Annotated in this window: 19 protein-coding genes; 13 read left to right on the forward strand and 6 right to left on the reverse strand. The window is 69.1% G+C overall.

Translation table 11 applies throughout. The features are described from left to right. Positions 1 to 9 precede the first annotated feature (9 nt). The 3 genes from B3K53_RS08205 to B3K53_RS08215 form a co-directional block, all read right to left on the reverse strand. Complete coding sequence (locus tag B3K53_RS08205; protein WP_292083710.1) at positions 10 to 537, reverse strand: GNAT family N-acetyltransferase; 528 nt, start codon at positions 535 to 537, stop codon at positions 10 to 12. Then, complete coding sequence (locus B3K53_RS08210; RefSeq protein ID WP_292083711.1) at positions 534 to 2,642, reverse strand: S46 family peptidase; 2,109 nt, start codon at positions 2,640 to 2,642, stop codon at positions 534 to 536. The genes B3K53_RS08205 and B3K53_RS08210 overlap by 4 nt, the downstream gene beginning before the upstream one ends. A gap of 294 nt (positions 2,643 to 2,936) precedes the next feature. Next, positions 2,937 to 5,030 carry a S46 family peptidase gene (locus tag B3K53_RS08215; protein WP_292083712.1) on the reverse strand — a complete coding sequence of 698 codons (2,094 nt, stop codon included), beginning with the start codon at positions 5,028 to 5,030 and terminating at the stop codon, positions 2,937 to 2,939. A 193-nt stretch (positions 5,031 to 5,223) separates the two neighbouring features. On the opposite strand from B3K53_RS08215, the gene B3K53_RS08220 reads away from it, so the two are divergent. The 3 genes from B3K53_RS08220 to B3K53_RS08230 are packed head-to-tail and all read left to right on the forward strand — an operon-like array spanning position 5,224 to position 8,189. Continuing rightward, complete coding sequence (locus tag B3K53_RS08220; RefSeq protein ID WP_292083713.1) at positions 5,224 to 6,396, forward strand: ABC transporter permease; 1,173 nt, start codon at positions 5,224 to 5,226, stop codon at positions 6,394 to 6,396. Further along, complete coding sequence (locus tag B3K53_RS08225) at positions 6,393 to 7,148, forward strand: ABC transporter ATP-binding protein (RefSeq protein ID WP_292083714.1); 756 nt, start codon at positions 6,393 to 6,395, stop codon at positions 7,146 to 7,148. Before B3K53_RS08220 ends, B3K53_RS08225 begins: the two co-directional genes overlap by 4 nt. 24 nt (positions 7,149 to 7,172) lie before the next feature. After that, positions 7,173 to 8,189 carry an HlyD family secretion protein gene (locus tag B3K53_RS08230; RefSeq protein WP_292083716.1) on the forward strand — a complete coding sequence of 339 codons (1,017 nt, stop codon included), beginning with the start codon at positions 7,173 to 7,175 and terminating at the stop codon, positions 8,187 to 8,189. Positions 8,190 to 8,385: 196 nt separating this feature from the next. Here B3K53_RS08230 and B3K53_RS08235 read toward each other — a convergent pair whose 3' ends face one another. Both B3K53_RS08235 and B3K53_RS08240 read right to left on the reverse strand, forming a co-directional pair. Next, a complete protein-coding gene (locus B3K53_RS08235) occupies positions 8,386 to 9,183 on the reverse strand; it encodes a crotonase/enoyl-CoA hydratase family protein (RefSeq protein WP_292083718.1) in 798 nt (265 codons plus the stop codon). A 121-nt stretch (positions 9,184 to 9,304) separates the two neighbouring features. Next, the gene (locus tag B3K53_RS08240) at positions 9,305 to 9,463 is read right to left on the reverse strand and encodes a hypothetical protein (protein WP_292083720.1); all 159 of its coding nucleotides are present in this window, start codon (positions 9,461 to 9,463) and stop codon (positions 9,305 to 9,307) included. Between the two features lie 166 nt (positions 9,464 to 9,629). Between B3K53_RS08240 and B3K53_RS08245 the strand changes: the two genes are divergently transcribed. Together B3K53_RS08245 and B3K53_RS08250 are read left to right on the forward strand one after the other, a co-directional pair. After that, positions 9,630 to 9,857 carry a DUF1289 domain-containing protein gene (locus tag B3K53_RS08245; RefSeq protein WP_292083721.1) on the forward strand — a complete coding sequence of 76 codons (228 nt, stop codon included), beginning with the start codon at positions 9,630 to 9,632 and terminating at the stop codon, positions 9,855 to 9,857. Between the two features lie 128 nt (positions 9,858 to 9,985). Further along, positions 9,986 to 10,468, forward strand: a complete 483-nt coding sequence (locus tag B3K53_RS08250) for a retropepsin-like aspartic protease family protein (protein WP_292083722.1) — start codon at positions 9,986 to 9,988, stop codon at positions 10,466 to 10,468. 3 nt (positions 10,469 to 10,471) lie between these two features. Here the strand turns inward: B3K53_RS08250 and B3K53_RS08255 are convergent, their stop codons facing one another. Next, positions 10,472 to 11,311, reverse strand: coding sequence for an LD-carboxypeptidase (locus tag B3K53_RS08255; RefSeq protein ID WP_292083724.1), 840 nt, complete (start codon positions 11,309 to 11,311; stop codon positions 10,472 to 10,474). A gap of 80 nt (positions 11,312 to 11,391) precedes the next feature. On the opposite strand from B3K53_RS08255, the gene B3K53_RS08260 reads away from it, so the two are divergent. The 8 genes from B3K53_RS08260 (at position 11,392) to B3K53_RS08295 (ending at position 21,099) form a co-directional block, all read left to right on the forward strand. After that, entirely contained in the window at positions 11,392 to 12,780 is a 1,389-nt protein-coding gene (locus B3K53_RS08260; protein WP_292083725.1) for a UDP-N-acetylmuramate--L-alanine ligase, read from the forward strand. A gap of 117 nt (positions 12,781 to 12,897) precedes the next feature. Continuing rightward, positions 12,898 to 14,499 (forward strand): ATP-binding protein, encoded by a 1,602-nt coding sequence (locus B3K53_RS08265; protein ID WP_292083727.1) that lies wholly within the window; start codon positions 12,898 to 12,900, stop codon positions 14,497 to 14,499. A gap of 41 nt (positions 14,500 to 14,540) precedes the next feature. Then, a complete protein-coding gene (locus B3K53_RS08270) occupies positions 14,541 to 16,571 on the forward strand; it encodes a TonB-dependent receptor (protein ID WP_292083728.1) in 2,031 nt (676 codons plus the stop codon). A gap of 77 nt (positions 16,572 to 16,648) precedes the next feature. Then, entirely contained in the window at positions 16,649 to 17,314 is a 666-nt protein-coding gene (locus B3K53_RS08275; protein ID WP_292083729.1) for a PepSY-associated TM helix domain-containing protein, read from the forward strand. A 13-nt stretch (positions 17,315 to 17,327) separates the two neighbouring features. Continuing rightward, positions 17,328 to 17,840: a DUF2271 domain-containing protein gene (locus B3K53_RS08280; RefSeq protein ID WP_292083730.1), complete on the forward strand. Its 513-nt coding sequence runs from the start codon at positions 17,328 to 17,330 to the stop codon at positions 17,838 to 17,840. Between the two features lie 12 nt (positions 17,841 to 17,852). Beyond that, positions 17,853 to 18,647, forward strand: a complete 795-nt coding sequence (locus tag B3K53_RS08285; protein ID WP_292083731.1) for a DUF4198 domain-containing protein — start codon at positions 17,853 to 17,855, stop codon at positions 18,645 to 18,647. Continuing rightward, entirely contained in the window at positions 18,617 to 19,723 is a 1,107-nt protein-coding gene (locus B3K53_RS08290) for an FAD:protein FMN transferase (protein WP_292083732.1), read from the forward strand. The genes B3K53_RS08285 and B3K53_RS08290 overlap by 31 nt, the downstream gene beginning before the upstream one ends. Before the next feature lie 2 nt (positions 19,724 to 19,725). Then, positions 19,726 to 21,099 carry a sulfite reductase subunit alpha gene (locus B3K53_RS08295; protein WP_292083733.1) on the forward strand — a complete coding sequence of 458 codons (1,374 nt, stop codon included), beginning with the start codon at positions 19,726 to 19,728 and terminating at the stop codon, positions 21,097 to 21,099. The last annotated feature ends 134 nt before the right edge of the window (positions 21,100 to 21,233 follow it).

The following is a 21,233-nucleotide window of genomic DNA, read 5'->3' on the forward strand; positions in this document are numbered from 1 at the left end:
AGAAGGGAGTCAGAGCGCCTTTTCCATGACCACGAACTCAAGGTCCCGCGTCTGCGGCAGGCCGAAGCGCTCGTCGTCCAGGGGGAATGGCCGGGTCTCGCCGGTCAGGGCGTAGCCCCGGCGTTCGTACCAGGCGATCAGTTCGGACCGCTGGCGGATGACGGTCATCTCCATGCGGGTCGCGCCGAAACGGCTGCGGGCCTCGGCCTCGGCGGCGTCGATCAGCAGACGGCCCAGACCGCCCGCCTGACGGGTCGGATCGACGGTCAGCAGGCCGAGATAGGCCAGGCCCTGGCCCTGATCCGCCACCTGGACGCAGCCGGTCAGAACGCCGTCCACCTCGGCCAACAGGATGACCCGGCTGGCGTCGGCGAGGATGTCGCGCAGCTCCGCCTCATCGGTGCGCTGGCCGCCCAGCAGGTCGGCCTCGTGGGTCCAGCCGGCCCGGGCGCTGTCGCCGCGATAGGCGCTTTCGATCAGACGATGCAGCGCCGCCACATCCGAAGATGTGGCGGGCCGGAAGGTCGGGGCGATCAACGGCGCGTCCGACGCGGCGCGGCCTTCGGGGCCACGCCCAGTTCCTGGATCAGGTGATCCATGCCGTAGACATCGCGCAGGGCGGTGGTCACGGCCTGGGTGGTGACGATGACGCTGCGGTTGACGTTGCGATCATAGCCATAGGCGTTGCGCTGGGTCAGGACGGTGGAGTCGAAGTTGGCGCCGATGATCTCGCCCTTGGCGTTGACGGCGGGCGAACCCGACGAGCCGCCGATGGTGTCCGACGACACGGCCATGTTCATCACCGCGTTGGGGTCGATGCGGTCCTTGGCGGCCAGGAGCTTGGGCGCGACGTTGAAGGGCTCGGCGCCGGTCGCACGGTCCCACAGACCGGCGAAGGTGGTGAAGGCGCCGATGCGCTGGCCCGGCACGTCCGTGCCTTCGACCCGGCCGTAGGTCAGCCGGAGCGTCCCGGTGGCGTCGGGATAGACGGCGTCGCCATAGGCGGCGAAGCGGGCGGCGGCCAGTTGTTCCGAGGCGCGGTCGGTCGGGGCCTTGACCTGGTCATCCCAGTTCTTGCGCACGGCGCGGGCGTCGGCGTCGATGGCCAGGACATACTGGATCAGCGGGTCGGTCGAGGCCTGGACGGCGGGCAGACCGCCTTCCCACAGTGCGCGACGCACGGCCGGATCAGCCAGCTTGGTGCCGGTGATCAGGCGGGCCGACAGGGCCTCCGGGCTTTCCTTGCCCAGCAGGGTGCGGACATAGGGGCTGTCGACCGTCAGCCATTCACGGGTCTTGGACAGCCACCACTCCAGACGGATCTGCTCCAGCTCCGGGTAGGTCGGGCGCTCGGCGAACAGGGCCGACTGGACGCCCGGCAAGCGGCTGTCGGCGAACTCGCCCAGACGCTGATCCGACGGCTTGGCGCGCTCTTGGGCGCCGCGCACGATGGCCCGTGCCCAGCTGAACAGGGGCGAGCCGCCCGCCACCGAGGTGGTGCCCATGCCGGTGCCGCCTTCCAGCAGGGCCATGGGGGCGTAGAGCTCGCGGGCCAGGGGCTGAACCGCGTCCAGCGTCGCCCACGGATCGGTGGCGCCGCCGGCGGCGCGGGCGCGGAAGTCGGCCTCGGCCTCGGCCTTGGCGGCCATGAAGGCCGGGTCGATCAGGGCGGCCATGCGGCCGCGGCCGCGCTTGTAGGTGTTCTCGACGCCGACGATGGGGTCCATGGCGATGAAGGCCTGTTCCTCGCCCTCTTCCGAGTAGCGGATCAGGCGGCCGCGCAGTTCAGACGCAATGAGCTGGTCCATCGGCAGGACCACGTCGCGGATGGTCATCAGCTGGGCCTGGGTCAGCAAGCGCTGGGTCGAACCGGGGTTGCCGGTGATGAAGACGGGCTCGCCCTCGGTCGGCTTGTTCGGGTTCCAGGTGAAGTGGGTCGGGGTCGCGGCGGGCTTGCCGCCTTCGTACAGGCGGATGAAGGCGGCATCGATGGCGAAGCGCGGGAAGGAGAAGTTGTCCAGGTCGCCGCCGAAGGTCGCGGCGCGGTCTTCCGGCGCCCAGGCCAGACGCACGTCGGAGTATTTGCGGAACTTGTAGAGCTTGAATTGGCCGCCGCGATACAGGCTGACGACCTGGCAGCGGATCTTGGGATCACTACCGCAAGCCTCGGTTTCGATGCGGCCGGCCTCAGCCTCGCGGGCCTGGGTGAAGGCCTGGCCGTCCAGACCCTCGCCCGCCTTCTGCACGCGCTCGGTGACGTCGGTGATGTCCGTCAGGATTTCAGCCGAACCGCCGGGGCATTTCAGCTCTTCCTCGCGGCTCCTGGGCGTGAAGCCGGTCTCGGCGTATTGCAGCTGCGGCGTGGACAGGTTGGCGACGCAGGTGGCGACGCAGTGGTTGTTGGTCATCACCAGGCCCTCGCCCGAGATGACGCCCGCCGAGCAGCCGCCGAACTTGACCGAGGACAGGCGCACCTTGTCGAGCCAGCCCTGATCGATCGAGGTGCCCAGGGTCTGGTTGGCGCGGGCGATGGGGAAGTTGTCGTAGGTCCACATGCCTTCTTCGGCCCGAGCCGAAGAAGCGACCGACGAAGCAGCGGCGAAGGCCAGGACGGCGGCCGAAGCGAAGAACATGTGACGCATGGAGAACTCCTGGTTCGGACCCCGGTCAGAAAAAACAGAGTCCAATTCGTCTGAATAGTCTGAAATCGGCTGGAAGGAACCTAGCAGGTCGATGCGTCAGACCGGGGCGTAATTCCTTCTCCCCTTGAGGGAGAAGGCGGGCGCCAAAGGCGCTCGGATGAGGGGTGTCAGCGCGAGGGTACGAAAAAGGGGGCCGGCGGCGAGCCTGAAAAACAGACCGCGCCATCGACACCCCTCATCCGTCATGCTGCGCATGACACCTTCTCCCGCAGGGGGAGAAGGGTCTTTGTAGTTTTAGCGACGCACGCCCAGTTCGCGCAGCAGGCGCGGCTGATTGTAGACGTTGCGCAGGGCCTCGGTGACGGCGGCGGTCGAGACCGTCACCGTGCGGTTCAGCTCGCCATCGTAGCCGAACGAGCCGCCCAGGGAGTGGATGTTGCCGTCGAAGGCGGCGCCGATCACTTCACCCTTGGCGTTGATCACCGGCGAGCCGGAGTTGCCGCCGATGATGTCGTTGGTCGAGACGAAGTCATAGACGACGTTCTTGTTGATGCGGCTCTCGGCGTCGACGAAGCGGGCGGCCGCGTTGAACGGCTCGGCGCCGGTGGCGCGCTCGTACAGACCACCCATGAAGGTGAAGGACGGCACGGTCACGCCGCGATAGGTCCAGCCCTTCACCTGACCATAGGACAGGCGCAGGCTGAAGGTCGCGTCAGGGTAGAGGTTGTCGCCGTAGACGGCGAAGCGGGCCTGGGCGACCTTTTCGGCGGCGCGGGCGGTCGGGCCGTTGACCCCGGCGTCCCACTGGGTGCGGACGGCCTGGGCGGCGTCGTCATTGGCCAGGACGAAGGCGATCATCGGGTCGCCCGAGGCGGCCAGTTGCTCCGGCGTCATCGCAAGCGCTTGAGCGCGGAAGGCCGGGTCGATCAGCTTGGTCTCGACCAGCTTGGCGGCGATGCCCTCGGGATTTTCGCGGCCCAGCATCGACTTCACATTGGCGTTGTCGACGGTCAGGTATTCGCGGGTCTTGGACAGCCAGAAGGACAGCTGGATTTCCTCGACGCCCTTGGCGATCGGCGCTTCCGAGGCCAGACGACGGCCCAGGGCGGCAATGTCGCTGTCGGCGTAGCCGGCGCGACGCTCGGCGACCGGCTTGGCGCGTTCCTTGGAGGCGCGAACGATGGCGCGCGCGTAGGAGTAGAGTGTCGAACCGCCGCCGGCGTTCCCTTCCAGCTGACGGTAGGGCAAGTAGAGGTCGCGGGCCGTCGTCTGGACCTTTTCCAGATCCGTCCAGGGATCGCCGATGCGCTCGGCCAGAGCCGGATCGGCGGCGACGCGTTGACGCAGCTCGGTCTCCTCGGCGCGCTTCTTGCCCATGAAGGCCGGGTCGGTCAGGGCGCCCTGCTGGCCGTAATAGACCTTGAAGCTGTTCTCGAGACCGAAGATCGGATCCAGCGCGACGCGCTTCTCCTCGTCGCCCTGGGTCGAGTATTCGACCAGACGGCCGCGCAGTTCCGAACCCTGGATCAGGGTGACCGGGATCTGCTGGTCGCGCAGGCGCTCCAGCTGGCTGATGGTCAGCAGGCGCTGGGTGGTGCCGGGGTTGCCGGCGACGAAGGTGACTTCACCCTCGGCCGGAGCCTCCGGGTTCCACTTCAGATGGTTCGGGGTCGAGACCGGCTTGCCATCTTCATAGGCGCGCAGGAAGGCCGCATCGAGGGCGTAGCGCGGGAAGTTGAAGTTGTCCGGGTCGCCGCCGAAGAAGGCCGCCTGGAACTCCGGCGCGAAGGCCAGACGCACGTCCTCATACTTGCGGAACTTGTACAGGGCGTACTTGCCGCCGCGGTAGAAGCTGATGACCTGGCAGGTCAGCTTGCGGTCGTCGCCGCAGGCTTCCTTCTGGATCTTGTCGATCTCGGCCGAGCGGGCGGCGACGAAGGCCGCGCCTTCCAGGCCGGCGCCGGCGCCGAGGACGCGCTCGGTGACGTCGGTGATGTCGGTCAGGACCTCGGCGGTCTGGCCGGGGCACTTCTTCTCTTCCTCACGCGTGGCCGGCATCCAGCCGTTCTTGACGTAGTCGTTCTGGGCCGTGGACAGGTCCTGAACGCAGGAGATGACGCAGTGGTGGTTGGTCAGGATCAGGCCTTCGCCCGAGACGAAGGAGGCCGAGCAGCCCTGCAGGCGCACGGCGGCGTTACGGACGCGGTCCAGCCACGACTGGTCGATGCGGGTGCCGTACTTGTCGTTGACCGTCTGGATCGGGAAGTTGTCGAAGGTCCACATGCCCTCGTCGGCGCGGGCCGGGGTGGCGGTCGCGCCGGTGACGGCGGCGGCTACGCCCAGGGCCGCCAGCGAGGCGGTGAAGGAAAAGGTGCGACGAAGCGACATTCAGGCTCTCCCGAGCGCAAGGCCCGGCGCCTCGCGTCTGTTATTGTGTAACTAGCGCCGTCCGTGGACGGGCCTCAAGCCCCCATAGTCCCGCCGCGCGTCGGGGGGAAGCCGAAGCCTTACCCCGATTTAACTTGGCCCCGGCCCGGCGCCCCGTCAGATAACACTGCAAGTCAGGGGTTTGAGACGCGTCATGTCACTCGCGCTATCCACGCTGCTCTTTGAGTGGCGACGTTATATGGCCGCCGTCATGGCGCTGGCCCTTTCGGGTCTGCTCGTGCTGGCCATGACCGGTGTCTTCATCGGCATCGGCAAGGGCTTCACCGCCCAGATCGAGCGCTCGAGCGCCGACATCATGATCCTGCAGCCCGGGGCGAAGAGCCTGATCAACGGGCCGTCAGGCGTGCCGCGCCGCTTCATCCCGCTGGCCTACAACCACCCGGCCGTGGTCGAGGTGCAGCCCCTGGACGGCGCCGGCGGCAGCTTCCAGTCGGTCAAGAACGTCGACCCGACCATGTCCCAGGCCGACCGCGCCAAGCAGGGCGCGCCGCGTCAGAAGTTCGTCCAGTCCAGCATCATCGACACGACGCCGGGCTCGGTCACCATTCCGACCGACTATTCCCAGGAACTGGTCGACGCCCTGCGTCAGCCCTACACCGTGGCCATCGACGAGACGGCCCTGACCACCCTGGGCGTCAAGCTGGGCGACAAGGCCCTGTACAATGGTCAGACCGTCACCGTCGTCGGCGTGACGCGCGGCTATCCCAACATGATGCAGCCCGGCGTGGTCATGTCGCGCGACACCCTGCGGATGCTGGGTCAGGCCGACACCGGCCCGCGCGTCGGCCCGCTGATGATCAAGATCAAGGACCCCGCCCAGGCCCCGGCCGTCGTCGCCGAACTGAACAAGATGGGCAACGGCCAGTGGAAGGCCTGGACCCGTCAGGAACTGGCCGACGCCAACGCCGGCGCCATGTTCGAGGAAGGCATTCTGGTCATCATCATCGGCGGTTGCGTGGTGCTGGGCATCATCATCGGCGTCGCCATCACCTGGCAGACCCTGCGCGGAGCCATCATGGCCAACATCAAGGAGTTCGCCTCGCTGCGCGCCCTGGGCGTCGGCATGGGAAGCCTGCGCCGCATCGTCATGGAGCTGAGCTTCTGGGTCGGCTGCGTCGGCGTCGCCGCCGCCATCGGCCTGACCTGGCTGCTGTCGCTGTTCGCCATGTCCAAGGCGGTCATCATCGCCCTGCCCCTGCCGCTGCTGATCGTGGTGGGCGGCGGTCTGATCGCCATCTCCATGCTCTCGGGCTTCCTCTCGATGGGCATCCTGAAGAAGAGCCAACCTGCGGACCTGCTGCGATGAACATGCATACGAAAGTTCAAGGCAAGCATGGCGAGTTCGCCATCGAGGCCAAGGGTCTGATCAAGCGCTTCAAGTCCGGCAAGAACTATGTCGAGGTCTTGAAGGGCGTGAACTTCGACGCCCGCCACGGCGACCTGACCATGGTCATGGGGCCCTCCGGTTCGGGCAAGTCGACCCTGATCGCCGCCCTGTCCGGCCTGCTGCGTCCCGAAGAAGGCCGAGTGGACGCCCTGGACGTGGACGACATGTGGAAGCTGTCGTCGGGCCGACTGGACAAGTTCCGCCTGGATCACTGCGGCTTCATCTTTCAGGGCTTCAACCTGTTCCCGTCGCTCAGCGCCCTGCAACAGGTGACGACGGTGCTGAAGTTCCAGGGGCTGACCCCGGACCAGGCCCGCAAGCGCGCCACGCTCGCCCTGGAAGAAGTCGGTCTGGGCCATCGCCTGCATCAACGCCCGGCCGCCCTGTCCGGCGGCGAGAAGCAGCGCGTCGCCATCGCCCGCGCCCTGGCCAAGGACCCGCAGATCCTGTTCGCGGACGAACCGACCTCGGCTCTGGACGGCGAGAACGGTCAGGTGGTGATCAAGCTGCTGCGCCGGGCCGCCACCGAACACGGCGCGGCGGTCATCTGCGTAACCCACGACCCGCGCCTGGAAGCCTGGGCCGACCGGGTCATCCACATCGAAGACGGCGTGATCATCGACGACCAGCGCCGCATTCCCAATCCCGACGCCGTTCTGGCCTCGCACTAGACACCGATCCTCAAGGACACCTCCATGCCCGCTTTCCTGAAAAACAAATGGCTCTGGATCGGCCTCGTCGCCCTGATCGTGCTGATCATCGGCTTCGGCATGTTCCAGAAGGCCCAGGCCGCCAAGAAGGCCGAAGCCGCGGCCGCCGCCGAGAAGAAGGTCGAGAGCCCCTATGCGGCCATCGCCAACGGCAAGGTCGACATCGAAGGCGGCATCATCCAGATCGCGGCCCGTCGCGGCGGCGTCGTGCGTGAAGTCCTGGTCCAGGAAGGCGACCGCGTCACCGCCGGTCAGATCCTGGCGCGTCAGGAAGACGACGAACCGCGCCTGGCCCTGCAAACCGCCGCCGCCAACCTGTCCGAGGCCGAAAGCCAGTTGCGTCTGATCAACGTCGACATCGCCACCGCCCAGCGCGAATACGACCGCCTGGCGCGGCTGAAGGACAGCAACTTCGTCGCCGCCCAGAAGCTGGATCAGGCCCGCGACGCCATCGCCCAGGCCCAGGCCCGTCTCGGCTCGGCCCAGTCGGCGGTCCAGACCGCCCGCGCCCGCCGCGACCAGGCCGCCTATGACGTCGAGCTGACCGTCATCCGCTCGCCCGCTGAGGGCCGCATCGTGCGCCGTTACGCCAACCCCGGCGCCGGCGCCTCGACCCTGAACGTGTCGAACATGTTCGACCTGGAACCCGACGCCCCGCGCATCGCCCGCGCCGAAATCGTCGAGGCCGACATTCCGAACATCACCGCCGATCAGGCTGTCGAGATCACCCCGGAAGGCGACCCCTCGAAGGTCTATGTCGGCAAGGTCCTGCGCCGCGCCGCCGTCTTCGGCGCCCGCAAACTGGCCTCGGACGATCCCTCGCAGCGTTCGGACGAGCGCGTCGTCGAGGTGGTCGTGGCCGTCAACGACGCCCCCCTGCTGATCGGCCAGCGCGTCCTGGTCAAGTTCATGAAGCCGGGTGAAACCGCCGGGGCCAAACGCGACACCAGCGTCGCCGGCGTCCCCGCCAACCGCTCGATGCAGACGCCCGCCCGCCGCTGAGGCTGACGGCTAGAGACGGAAAAGGGGCCTCGCGAGGGGCCCCTTTTTTGTTGGCTGCAGCTCTCTCTCCCGCTCATCCCCGCGGAAGCGGGGACCCAGTGAGAGTTTCAACAGCCCCGTGGGTTACCCAAGCCCTCGCGCTTGCGGCCAAAGGACTGGGTCCCCGCTTCCGCGGGGATGAGCGGAGCTTGAAGGATCAGCCCCCCGTAAATTCCCCCGGCCGCTTCTCCAGCACCGCCGTCACGCCCTCGATGTGGTCCTCGGTCAGATGGGCCAAGGCCTGCATGGCGGCGGACAGTTCGAGCATCTGATCAAAATTCATGTCGCGGCCCTGACGCAGCAGGCTCTTGGCCATGCGCAGGGCTTGGGGCGGTTGAGCCGCGATCTGGGCGGCGGTGGCCATGGCCTCGTCCATCAGGGTCTCATGCGGGACCACGCGGTTGACCAGACCCCATTCAGCCGCCGTCTCGGCGTCGATGGCGCGGGCGGTGAACAGCATCTCGGCGGCGCGGACATAGCCCACGTTGCGCGGCAGCAGCCAGGATCCGCCGTCGCCCGGAATGATGCCCAGCTTCATGAAGGGCACGCCGAAGCTGGCGCGGTCCGAGGCGATACGGATGTCGCCCAGGCCGGCGATATCGCAGCCCAGCCCCATGGCCGGACCATTGACGGCGGCGATCAGCGGAACCTCGAGCCCGTAGAGCGAGCGGACGATGCGGTGGACGACGCGGCGATAGCGCTCGCGGATGGCGGCGCCCGAACCCTCGAACAGGTCGCGGCGGTCCTTCATGGCCTTGAGGTCGCCGCCCGCCGAGAATGCGCGCCCCGCCCCCGTCATGACCACGCAGCGGATCGACGGGTCGGCGTTGACCGTCTCGCAGGCCGTCGCGAAGGCCTCGCCGTCTTCCAGATCCGGCAGGGCGTTCAACCGGTCGGGCCGGGTCAGGGTCCAGACCATGACCGCGCCTTTGCGCTCCTCGACGATCAGACCCATGGCGATGCTCCCTTTGATGCTGCCGCCGGTTTCAGCGGGGCGACGCGCCAAGGCAAGAGCGGAATTGAAAAACCCCGGTCGTTCTGACCGGGGCTTGCGGTTGGATCGTTCGGTCTCGCGACTACGCGCGCGGCCGTTTGATCGTTATGGGCACGAAGTTGGAAGGATGACTGACCACGCGGTTGTTCGCGTTGTTCATCTGCTTCGTGTTCACCAGCATCCCGCCCCAGAGGGCGAAGGACATCATGGCGTGCTGGAGGTTGCGCTCCTTGTCGTTCATTTTTGGCGTCTCCTTTCGCTGAACGATGAAAGAAGACGCGTCGTGCTTTTCGGGAATCTCACCGTCATAGTCGTTTCGCGTCAGCAGCCTAGATAGCTCCGCTTGGTTAAAAAGTCAAGATTTTGGTCCGAAGTCGGACTTATTGTAGTTTGAACGTCACAAAATCATGAGCCAGCAAGCCGCCCCCTCTCCTGCCCGGCCGCCGCGTGCGATCGCTACGCCCTGCGTCATGGTCTGCACCGTGGACGGGGCGTCGGGTCTGTGCCTGGGCTGCTTTCGCACCCTGCCCGAAATCGCGACCTGGAGCCGGATGAGCGACGGGGAACGGACGAAGATCATGGATGAGCTGGAGGGGCGCAAAAGCTTGATCGATCCGGCTCTGCTGGGCGCGTAGCCGCGCGATCAATCCTCCCCCGCTGCGCAGGGGAGGATTGAAGCGGAGCGTAACGCGGTTCCACCATAAACCTTTCGTTCGCCGTATCGCTTCACCGCCTGCCAAGACCCTTGCGGCACACTAGGGTCATGATCCGCATCGACCCGCGCTCTGCCGTCGTCTTCGCCGCCGCCCTGGCCACCTCCCTGGCCTGCGCGGGCGCCCTGCGCTGGATGGACGGCGCGGGCGAGGCCCAGGCGGCGATTGCAGCGCCTTCGGTCGCGCGCTCGGCCGACGGTCACTACTGGGCCGAGGCCATGGTCGACGGCCGCCCCATGCGGATGCTGGTCGACACCGGCGCCAGCGTCGTGACCCTGAGCCGCGCCGACGCGGAAAAGGCCGGCGTCAGCGTCGTCGCCGGGGACTTCACCCGCACCCTGAACACCGCATCCGGTCCCGTGAAGGCCGCGCCAGTCGTCCTGCCCTCGCTGGCGGTGGCGGGGGTGCGTCTGACTTCGGTCGAGGCCCTGGTGGTCGATGGCGACATGCCCGCGTCCCTGCTGGGCATGAGCTATCTGGGCCGGCTGTCCGGCTTCGAGGCCCGGCCCGAAGGCCTGACCTTCAAGGGCTAGTCCTCAGCGGCTCGCCCCGAACGGGACCACCTTGTTGTCCGGGTCGTGGCCGATGTCGGCGGTTCCCAGGTAGGGAATGCCCGAACGCTCGCACCAATAGCGAACGATCTCTTCCGGCGTCAGGCCGAAGTCCGGATCATTGGGCGTGACGTCCGAGACCCGGCCCAGGCGAATGCCTGCGGCACGACGGATCGAGGCCTGGCCCGTCAGGTGAAACATCATCCGGTCGACGCGATAGAGGGCCTCGGACACCTCTTCCAGCATGATGACGTGGCCGGTCAGGTCCGGCTCCAGCGCCGTGCCGACCAGTTCGTTGAGAATGGTCAGATTGAAGGCGACGGCCGGGCGTGGATCGTCCAGCAGGGACGGCTCCAGCGAAGCGCGGTCGCCGCTGACCAGCCAATCCACCGCCCGGCGCCCCGTCGCGTCATGCCGCGCCCCGTCCGAGGCCATCGGCCCGTGGGCCACATGAGGAAAGCCCGCCTTGTAGAGCAGGGCCAGCAGGCTGCCCGCGTCGGAATAGCCGAGGTAGCGTTTCTTGCGCGCCACCTCCGTCAGCTGCGGCAGGACCGCCTCGGCGATGCGGCACGAACCGTAGCCGCCACGCGCGAACCAGACGGCGCCGAGACGCGGATCATTGGCGAACTCGACGAAGGCGTCGGCGCGGACGGCGTCATCGCCACCAAAGTGGCCGTGCGTCTCGAACGCCATAGGATGGAAGACCAACTGCACCGCGCCGCCCGGATAGGCCTGATCCATCCAGGCCTGGATCGCCTCCCCGCGGGCGGGATCCAGACGCGAGCTGGCGTTCACAACCCCGATCTTGAACGGTTCAGGCTTCATGGATGGGGCTGGCCTCCGGCGTCGCCCGTGCTAGTCAGGCCGCCGGACATTCCCCGGTTTCGCGCGTCAAAATCAAGCCGATGAACAAAGACTATTTCTTCTGCGGCGTCGGCGGGTCCGGCATGCTGCCCCTGGCCATGATCGTTCAGGCGCAGGGCAACCGCATCGCCGGTTCCGACCGGGCGCTGGATCAGGGCCGCACGCCGGACAAGTTCGACTGGCTGCGCGCGCACGGCGTCGCCCTGCACCCGCAGGACGGATCGGGCGTGACCAGCCCCGATCAGATCGTCGTGGCCACCGGGGCGGTCGAGGACACGGTGCCCGACATCGGCGCGGCCAAACGCGTCGGCGCGACGATCAAGACCCGCCCCCAGCTGCTGAGCGAACTGTTCAACGCGGCCCCGACCTCGATCGGCGTGGCGGGCACCAGCGGCAAATCGACCATCACCGGCATGGTGGCCTGGATCCTGGATCAGGCGGGCCGCCAGCCCACCGTGGTCAACGGCGCGGTGATGAAGAACTTCGCCGACGCCGACCATCCCTTCGCCAGCGCACTGGTCGGCGGTCCCGACCTGTTCGTGGCCGAGGTGGACGAGAGCGACGGCTCCATCGCCCGCTACGATCCGACGGTGGCGGTCGTCTCCAACATCTCGCTGGACCACAAGTCGATGGAGGAGTTGCGCGACCTGTTCGGCGGCTTCGTCGGCCGGGCGACGACGGCGGTGTTGAACCTCGACAATCCCGAGACGGCGGCGCTGGCGCAAACGCTGCCGACCGGCAAGGCCGTCACCTTCGCGCTCGGCGAGGAAGAGGCGGACCTGTCGGCGCATGATCTGGCGCCCCTGCCCACCGGCATGAGCTTCGAGCTGCGGCTGCGCGGCGAGCCCCCGCGTCCGGTCGTGCTGAACGTCCCAGGCGCGCACAATGTCGCCAATGCGCTGGCGGCGCTCGGCGCGGTCAAGGCGCTGGGCGTGTCGATTGAGGATGCGGTCGCGGCGCTTGAGACCTTCGCCGGCATTCGGCGACGGCTGGAGGTGGTGGGGACGCAGAGCGGCGTCACCGTCATCGACGACTTCGCCCACAACCCCGACAAGATCGCCGCCACCCTGAAGACCCTGCACGCCTTTGACGGGCGGCTGCTGATCCTGTTCCAGCCGCACGGCTTCGGCCCGCTGAAGCTGATGCGGCAAGAGTTCATCGAAGGCTTCGCCGGCTTGATGCGCGAGCACGACGTCCTGCTGATGCCCGAGCCGGTCTATTACGGCGGCACCACCGACCGCAGCGTGGGCTCCGAAGACATCGCCGCCGGCGTCCGCGCCGAGGGGCGTCGGGCCGAGGCCTTGGCGACGCGCGCCGACTGCGGCGACCGGATCGTGGAGATGGCCCAGCCCGGCGACCGGGTGGTGGTCATGGGGGCGCGCGACGACAGCCTGTCCAGCTTCGCGGCGGAGCTGCTGGCTCGACTTTAAGCTCAGCGCCCGGAGCAATCGTCAAATTGCCCTTGTAAAACATTCACTTTCGGCAAATCGGCTGTTAAGCGCCGCCCGCCTAACTGCGCTCTCGCAAAACGCGGAAGGGGCGTCGGGATGGCCAGGATCGGAGACTTCGTCGAGACGGCGCCGCCCATGGCGCCCGAGGCGCCCGGCGCCGAGGCCTTCGACCGGTTTCAGGCCGAGCCCGACACCCTGGTCATCGCCGTGGTGGACGCGGACGGTCGCCCCATAGGTCTGATCGAGCGAAACGCCTTCACCCTGAAGATGGCCGCCGAGTTCGGCCGCGCCCTCTATGCCCGCCGCCCGGTCTCGGCCCTGATGGAGCCGAAGCCTCTGCTGGTTGAGGCCGACGCTTCGGCCGATGTCCTGTTCCAGAACATGGATGCAGCGGGGCTGGGGGCCCTGCTGAAGGGCTTCATCGTCGTGTCGCGCGGACGCTATGTCGGGGTCGGGGCGGGGCTTCATGTTCTTCAGGCGGGGGTGGCCATCCACAAGCGCCGGGCCGAGGCCATGAGCCAGCTGGCCCAGAACCTGGTCCGTGCCGAGGCCGAGGCTCGCGCCTCCAGCCGGGCCAAGTCCGAATTCCTGGCGGTGATGAGCCACGAGATTCGCACCCCGCTGAACGGGGTGCTTGGGGTGGCCGCCCTGATGGAGCGTGAACTGACGCAGACCTCGCTGCGCCCCTATGTCCGCACCATTCTGGATTCAGGGAACAGCCTGCTGCGGCTGCTGACCGACGCCCTGGACATGTCGCGGGCCGAGGCGGGCATCCTGACGCTGGAGCCGGCGCCGCTGGATCTCAACGCGGTGGCCGCCGACCTGTCGGCCCTGTGGCGACCGCGCGCGGAGGAGAAGAACCTGCGCCTGACGGTGACGACGGACACGGCCGCCGCGCGCTGGGTCGTCGGCGACGAGATGCGGCTGAAGCAGTTGCTCAACAACCTGATCGGCAATGCGCTGAAGTTCACCACCCGGGGCGCGGTCGAGGTCAGCCTCAGCACGCGACTGGACGACGGCCGGGTGCGGCTGGACGCCGTGGTCGACGACAGCGGGCCGGGGATCAGCGACGAGGCGGCGACCGCCATCTTCGAGCCGTTCAACACCGGCGAGGCGGGCCGACAGGGCGCCGGCGCGGGGTTGGGCCTGGCCATCTGCCGCCAGATCGTCGAGCGGATGGAGGGGACGCTGGCGCTGGAGCGCTCGCCCGCCGGCGGGGCGCGTTTCCGCTTTGACCTGCACCTGCCGCTGGCCGAGGCTGATGCGCGCAGCCTTGAGGACCGGACCGCCGCCCCGACCGCGCACGAAACCCTGCACGTCCTGGTGGTCGACGACAACGCCGCCAACCGCTTCGTCGCGGGCAAGGTGCTGGAGTTGTTCGGCTGCACCCATGAGACCGCCGAGGACGGGCGTCAGGCGCTGGAGCGGGCGATGATCGCCCCCTTCGACCTGATCCTGATGGACGTGAAGATGCCGGTGATGGACGGTGTGACGGCGACGCGGGCCATCCGCGCCCTGCCCGGCGCGGCCTCCGTCGTGCCCATCCTGGCCCTGACCGCCAACGCCGACCCGCGCGACGAGGCCGAGTATCTGGCGGCGGGCATGGACGGGGTGGCGCAAAAGCCGATCCAGCCCGACGCCCTGCTGAACGCCATCCGACTGGCCCTGTCGCGTCATGCGGTGGCCGAAGCGGCCTAAGGGCGCGCCAGCGTCGCGGGCCTGGGCTATGGTCCCGCCTGATGCTTCAGGACACGCCCCCCGCCGCCCCGACCACTACGCTGGACGAGGTGATCGTCACCGCCGCCCGCCTGCCCCCGGCGGCGGGCGAGGCGGCCTTTTCGGTGATCCGGCTGGGCGAGGAGACGCTGTCGAGCGCGACGCGGCTGGACGAGGCCCTGGCGACGGTTCCCGCCGTCTCCCTGTTCCGGCGCACCTCCAGTCTGGCCGCCAATCCGACGACCCAGGGCATCAGCCTGAGGGCCATAGCCCCGTCGGGGGCGGGACGGACGCTGGTGACTCTGGACGGGGCGCCGTTGAACGATCCCTTCGGCGGCTGGGTGATCTGGTCGCAGGTTCCAACCGAGAGCGTCGAGAGCCTCGACATCGTGCGCGGCGCCGGGGCCGGTCCCTATGGCGCGGGGGCGCTGACGGGCGTCATCCAGTTGAGGGAGCGCGAGCGCGGCGGGGTGCTGGACACCTCGCTCGCCGAGCGCGGCGGGGCGCGGCTGGCGGGGTCGGGCGGGGTGGATGCGGGGCCGGCGCGGCTGACGGGGTCGGTCCTTTATGAGACCAGCGACGGCTATGTCCCCGTGCGCGGGCCGACGGCCGGGGCGGCGGACGCGCGGCTGGATCTGGAAGCGAAGAGCGCGGCCCTGCGGGCCGATGTGCCAATCGGCGAGGCCGCCCTGTCGCTACGGGCGGCGGCCTATGAGGAGGATCGCGGTTCTGGTCTGGCGGGGGCGCGGGCCACGGCCAGCGGCCATGTCCTGTCGGCCACGGCGGCCAAACGTCCGACCGAGGGCGACTACGGCTGGCGGCTGCAGGCCTGGCGGCGCGAGAGCGATCTGGCCAACACCTCGGTCGCCGTGGCGGCGGATCGGGCCACGACCACGCCCGCCAATAACCAGTACGAGACGCCCGCGACCGGCTGGGGCCTGAACGCCGCCCTGCGCCGGGCCGAGCGGTCGGTCGGCGGCGGACGCCTGGAGTGGGAGGTGGGCGCCGACGCCCGCTTCAACGAGGGCGAGACGCACGAGCGCTTCCGCTACATGGCCGAGGCCTTCACCCGCGACCGCATCGCCGGGGGCGAGACGTCGGTGGCCGGGATTTACGGCGAGGGCTCGTGGGAGACCGGGCCTTGGCTGTTCGCGGGCGGACTGCGGCTGGACGGCTGGAAGAACCAGAACGGGCGGCGGCTGGAGCGCGATCTGGCCACCGGGGCGGCGACGCTGGACGAGAAAGATCCCGAACGCTCGGGCGAGGTGGTCAGCGCCCGTCTGGCGGCGCGGCGCATGATCGGCGGCGGCTGGGCGGCGCGGGCGGCGGCCTATTCCGGCTTCCGGCCGGCCACGTTGAACGAACTGCACCGGCCCTTCCGCGTCGGCAACGACCTGACCGAGGCCAATGCGGCGCTGGTCCCTGAAACCCTGCAGGGGATCGAGGCCGGGCTGGCCTTCGAGGGACCGATTTCGGCCCTGGGCGCCACCCTGTTCTGGAACCGCATCGAGGACGCCATCGTCAACGTCACCGTGGGCGAAGGCCCCGCAACCTTCCCCCGCGCGGGCTTTGTCCCGGCGGGGGGCGTGCTGCGCCAACGCCGGAACGCCGGGACCATCGAGGCCACGGGCGTCGAGATCAGCGCCCGGCAAGCCTTGCGCGGCGGACTGGACCTGACCGCCGCCCTGTCCGTCACCGACGCCCGCGTGGACGGCGGGTCGGCCGCGCCGCAACTGACCGGCCTGCGCCCGGCCCAGGCCCCGATCTGGAGCGCCACGGCGGGGGTCGACTGGCGCGCCGGCGACCGCCTGAGCCTGAGCGCCCGCGCCCGCTATGAGAGCAGGCGCTTCGAGGACGACCTGAACAGCCGGGTTCTGGGCGCCGCCGTGACGGCGGACCTGCGGGCCGACTGGCGGGTCAATCAGAGGGCCTCGCTGTGGCTGGCCGCCGACAATCTGTTCGACGCCGAGGTCGAGGTCTCGGAAACGGGAACCGGCGTCGAAGGCTTCGGCCCGCCGCGCTCGCTCAGCGCCGGAGTGCGGCTGACTTACTGAACGACGATTCGCCCCGCGACATTCCGACGCCTAAACGGTATTGCAAATCGTTCGCAGAATATGGCAAAGCCCTGTCTGTGAGTGAAGCCGCTGCAAATCCCGCCAAGACCGCCGTGAAACCGAAGGCGGCGCTGAACGCCAAGCGGTCGTTCTGGCTGAAGCAATTGCACAGCTGGCACTGGATCTCGGCGGCGGTCAGCCTGGTCGGCATGATCCTGTTCGCGGCGACCGGCATCACCCTCAACCACGCCGCCCAGATCCCGGCCGAGCCGGTGACGAAGGAGGCGACGGCCACCCTGCCCGCCCCCCTGCTGGCGCGGCTGGCCGACTTCCCCGAGGAAACCACCGACCCGGTCCCCGCCCCCGTGGCGCGCTGGGCCGCCGACTCCTTCAAGGTGCAGGTGGACGGCAAGCCGACCGAGACCACGGCGGACGAGATCTATGTCGCCCTGGCTGCGCCCGGCGGCGACGGATGGCTGACCATCGACCGTTCAACCGGCGAGGCCGTGCACGAGAAGACCACGCGCGGCGCGATCGCTTACCTGAACGACCTGCACAAGGGTCGGAACGCCGGAAAGGTCTGGTACTGGTTCATCGACGTCTTCGCCGTGGCCTGCGTGATCTTTTCCGTCACCGGTCTGGCCCTGCTGTGGCTGCACGCCCGCGGCCGTCCCTCGACCTGGCCCATCGTGGCCCTGGGTCTGCTCATTCCCGTCGTTATCGCCCTCCTCTTCATCCACTGACGAGTTCCTCCCCATGCGTAAGCTCCCTCTCGTCCTGACCGCCGCCGGCCTCGCCGCCGCGCCCGCCGTCGCCAGCGCCGCCGACCTGAGCGTCAGCGTCGAGCTGCCGCGCATCGCCAGCGCCTCCTATCATCGGCCCTACGTCGCCGTGTGGATCGAGAAGCCGGACCAGACGACGGCCCAGACCCTGGCCGTCTGGTACCAGCAGACCCGCAACAACGAGGGCGACGGCAAGGACTGGCTGAAGGACCTGCGCACCTGGTGGCGCAAGGGCGGCCGCGCCATGGCCATGCCCGCCGACGGCGTGTCCGGCCCGACCAAGGCCCCCGGCCGTCACGCCGTGACCGTGCCCGCCGCCCGCCTGCGCAACCTGCCCGCCGGGCAGTACAACATCGTCGTCGAGGCGGCCCGCGAACTGGGCGGCCGCGAGGTCGTCCGCGTGCCCTTCCGCTGGGGCGGCGCCAACACCGCCGCCGGAACCGGCTCCACCGAACTGGGCGCCGTTCGCGTCGCCGTGACCCGCTAAGAGGACCTGATCATGAAAAAGACCCTCGCCTTCCTGTCTCTGGCCGCCGTTCTGGCCGCCCCGCTCTCGGCCCAGGCGCACCGCGCCTGGCTGGCCCCGACCTCGACCGTGCTGTCGGGCAATGACGCCTGGGTCGGTTTCGACGCCGGGATGTCGAACGGGGTCTTCATCCCCGATCACGCCGCCATGCGTCTGGCCGGTCTGACCATCACCGCCCCGGACGGCTCGACCGCCCAGGCCGAGAACGTCATGCAGGCCAAGTACCGCTCCAGCTTCGACCTGCACCTGTCGAAGCCCGGCACCTACCGCGTCGCCAATGTCGGTTCGGGCTTCATGGCCAGCTACAAGCAGGGCGGCGAGCAGAAGCGCTGGCGCGGGACGGAGGCTGACTTCGCCACCGCCATCCCCGCCGACGCCACCGACGTCGAGGCCGTGCGCACCGACAGCCGCACCGAGACCTTTGTGACCCTGGGCGAGCCGACCGACCTGGCCATCGTCGGCAAGGGTCTGGAACTGGCCCCGGTCACCCACCCGAACGATCTGGCCGCCGGCGAAGCCGCCACCTTCAAGCTGCTGAAGGACGGCCAGCCCGCCGCCAATGTCGAGGTGACCATCGCGCGCGGGGGCACCCGCTACCGCAACAATCCCGAAGAGATCACGGTCAAGACCGGCGCGGACGGCGCCTTCAGCGTGACCTGGCCGGAAGCCGGTCTCTATTGGCTGGGCGCTTCGGTGCGCACGGCAGGCGTGAACGGCCAGCCCGGCTCGAACGCCTCGTGGAACGGCGCGCTGGAAGTCCTGCCCTGACCTCGAAAAGCTCCAGCTCGACCCCGCCGCCGCTCCTGCTCGGAGCGGCGGTTGACGGCCGTCAGCACACGCGCGTCCTGATCCCGCCGAGCGCCCGCGCGCCGGAGCGGCCGCCCAGCGACCTGATCTGGTCGCTGTCGGGGGAAAGCATGGGCACCACCTGGTCGGTGCGTCTTGTCCCGCCGATGGGCGTGGCGCAGGACGCGTTTCAGGCGGCGATCGAGGAGGAGCTGGCGCGCATCATCGCCCTGTTCAGCCCCTGGACGCCGGACAGCGAGATCAGCCGTTTCAACAACGCGCCCGCCGGGACGTGGCAGTTGTCGGACGACTTCTGGGCCCTGCTGAACGCCTCTCTGGATCTGGCCGACGACGTCAACGGCGCGGTCGATCCGACCCTTGGGACTCTGGTCGACCTGTGGGGCTTTGGCCCGCCGGGACCGCGCGATCCGCTCAATCCCTTGCCGTCCAGTGAAGAAGTCGAGGCGGCGCTGGCCGTGTCCGGCTGGCAGAAGCTGCGGCTGAACCGCGACGCCCAGGCGGCGGTGCAGACCGGCGGCATGAAGCTGGACTTCTCGGGCATCGCCAAGGGTCACGCCGTGGACCGGGTGTCGGCGCGACTGACCGGGATGGGCGCGACCTCGCATCTGGTTGAGATCGGCGGCGAACTTCTGGGACGCGGCGTTAAGCCGGACGCCCAGCCCTGGTGGGTCGAGATCGAGACCGTGCCGGGATCGCCCGCGCCGCAGACGGTCGCCGCCCTGTTCGACGTGGCGGTCGCCACCTCGGGCGACTGGCGTCGCGCCTTCGTGCATGAAGAGCGCCTCTATCCGCACACCCTCGACGGTTCGACCGGGCGGCCGGTGGACAATGGCCTGGCGCAGGTGACGGTGTTCGACGCCTCGGCCATGCGCGCCGACGCCTTCGCCACCGCCCTGACCGTCCTGGGCCCCTATGACGGGCCGGAGTTCGCCGAGGCCATGCAGATCGCTGCGCACTTCATCGAGCGGACGCCGCGCGGCCTGGTCGAGCGGATGACGCCCGCCTTCGCCGCCATGATGGACGAAGAAGAAGCCTGACCGTGACCGCCGACCTGTCCCGCTGGCTGTGGGCCGGCGTCGCTTTGATCCTGTGGCTGGGCCTGGTCGGCCTGACCGTCTGGCGCGTGCGGGCCGCCGCCGCGAAGGCCGTCGAACAGGCGCGGGCCTTGGCCGAAGCGGCGGGCGACGACGCCGTGCTGATCGCCTTCGCCAGCCAGACCGGCTTTGGCGAGGAGCTGGCCTGGATGACGGCGCGGGCGCTGGGCGACGGCGGCGTGGGCGCAAGGCCCCTGTCGTTCGCCGATCTGGATCTGGAGACGCTGAAGGGCGCGCGGCGCCTGCTGGTGATCGCCTCGACCACCGGCGAGGGCGACGCCCCCGACAGCGCCGCCCGCTTCGTGCGGCAGGTGATGACGGCCGAGGCTGACCTGTCGCATCTGTCCTATGGCCTGCTGGCCCTCGGCGACCGCTCCTATGACGCCTATTGCAGCTTCGGCCACGCGGTCGGCGACTGGCTGGACGGCAGCGGCGCCCAGACCCTGTTCGACCGGGTCGAGGTCGACAACGGCGACGCGGGCGCCATCCGCCACTGGCAGCATCAGCTGAACCAGATCACCGGCTCGACCGCCGCGCCGGACTGGACCCCGCCCGCCTATGACCGCTGGCGTCTGGTCGAGCGGTCCCTGCTCAACGCGGACAGCCCCGGCGGCGAGGCTTATCATCTGGCCTTCGAGCCCATCGACCACGCGCCCGACTGGGCGGCGGGCGACATCGCCGAGGTGGGCCTGCCCGCGCGCGACGGCGAACAGCCGGCCAGCCGCGAATATTCGGTCGCCTCCCTGCCCTCGGACGGACGGGTCGAGTTCTGCATCCGCCTGATGACGCGCCCGGACGGGACGCCGGGTCTGGCTTCGGGCTGGTTGACGCAGGACGCCCGGGTCGGCGACGAGATCGCCATGCGGGTGCGCGCCAACCGCGGCTTCCACGCCCCGCCGCCGGAAGCCCCCATCATCCTGATCGGCAACGGCACCGGGATCGCGGGGCTGCGCGGGCATCTGAAGGCGCGGGCGCGGCACGAGGCGACCGGCGGCGCCTGGCTGTTGTTCGGCGAGCGGACGCGGGCGCACGACGCGCTTTATGACGCCGACCTGCAGGCCTGGCTGGCGTCGGGGGTTCTGACCCGGCTGGACCGCGCCTTCTCGCGCGACGGGGGCGAGAACCGCTACGTCCAGTCGCTGGTGGCGGAACACGCCCGGCCGATGGCCGACTGGGTCGATCGCGGGGCCTATGTCTATGTTTGCGGCAGCCTGGAAGGCATGTCCAAGGGCGTCCACGCGGCGCTGGAGGCGGCGCTGGGCGAGGAGCGGCTGATGCGGCTGACGGACAACGGGCGGTATCGGCGCGACGTTTACTGAATAGAGCGCAACGGCTCTCCCTCCCCTTCATGGGGAGGGTGGCTGAGCCCGAAGGGCGAAGACGGGTGGGGGCGCTCGGCAATTCAAGCGCCGCATTTCATGTCGCCGCACCCTCCCCACCCGGTCGCTTCGCG

This window comes from Brevundimonas sp. UBA7506 (assembly GCF_002479495.1).
Classification (GTDB): Bacteria; Pseudomonadota; Alphaproteobacteria; order Caulobacterales; family Caulobacteraceae; genus Brevundimonas.

What these genes read in the sequence shown, in the direction of transcription:
- B3K53_RS08210 (WP_292083711.1), bottom strand. Translation starts at nt 2,642, where the DNA reads ATGCGTCACATGTTCTTCGCTTCGGCCGCCGTCCTGGCCTTCGCCGCT.
- B3K53_RS08215 (WP_292083712.1), bottom strand. Translation starts at nt 5,030, where the DNA reads ATGTCGCTTCGTCGCACCTTTTCCTTCACCGCCTCGCTGGCGGCCCTG.
- B3K53_RS08220 (WP_292083713.1), top strand. Translation starts at nt 5,224, where the DNA reads ATGTCACTCGCGCTATCCACGCTGCTCTTTGAGTGGCGACGTTATATG.
- B3K53_RS08225 (WP_292083714.1), top strand. Translation starts at nt 6,393, where the DNA reads ATGAACATGCATACGAAAGTTCAAGGCAAGCATGGCGAGTTCGCCATC.
- B3K53_RS08230 (WP_292083716.1), top strand. Translation starts at nt 7,173, where the DNA reads ATGCCCGCTTTCCTGAAAAACAAATGGCTCTGGATCGGCCTCGTCGCC.
- B3K53_RS08235 (WP_292083718.1), bottom strand. Translation starts at nt 9,183, where the DNA reads ATGGGTCTGATCGTCGAGGAGCGCAAAGGCGCGGTCATGGTCTGGACC.
- B3K53_RS08240 (WP_292083720.1), bottom strand. Translation starts at nt 9,463, where the DNA reads ATGAACGACAAGGAGCGCAACCTCCAGCACGCCATGATGTCCTTCGCC.
- B3K53_RS08245 (WP_292083721.1), top strand. Translation starts at nt 9,630, where the DNA reads ATGAGCCAGCAAGCCGCCCCCTCTCCTGCCCGGCCGCCGCGTGCGATC.
- B3K53_RS08250 (WP_292083722.1), top strand. Translation starts at nt 9,986, where the DNA reads ATGATCCGCATCGACCCGCGCTCTGCCGTCGTCTTCGCCGCCGCCCTG.
- B3K53_RS08255 (WP_292083724.1), bottom strand. Translation starts at nt 11,311, where the DNA reads ATGAAGCCTGAACCGTTCAAGATCGGGGTTGTGAACGCCAGCTCGCGT.
- B3K53_RS08260 (WP_292083725.1), top strand. Translation starts at nt 11,392, where the DNA reads ATGAACAAAGACTATTTCTTCTGCGGCGTCGGCGGGTCCGGCATGCTG.
- B3K53_RS08265 (WP_292083727.1), top strand. Translation starts at nt 12,898, where the DNA reads ATGGCCAGGATCGGAGACTTCGTCGAGACGGCGCCGCCCATGGCGCCC.
- B3K53_RS08270 (WP_292083728.1), top strand. Translation starts at nt 14,541, where the DNA reads ATGCTTCAGGACACGCCCCCCGCCGCCCCGACCACTACGCTGGACGAG.
- B3K53_RS08280 (WP_292083730.1), top strand. Translation starts at nt 17,328, where the DNA reads ATGCGTAAGCTCCCTCTCGTCCTGACCGCCGCCGGCCTCGCCGCCGCG.
- B3K53_RS08285 (WP_292083731.1), top strand. Translation starts at nt 17,853, where the DNA reads ATGAAAAAGACCCTCGCCTTCCTGTCTCTGGCCGCCGTTCTGGCCGCC.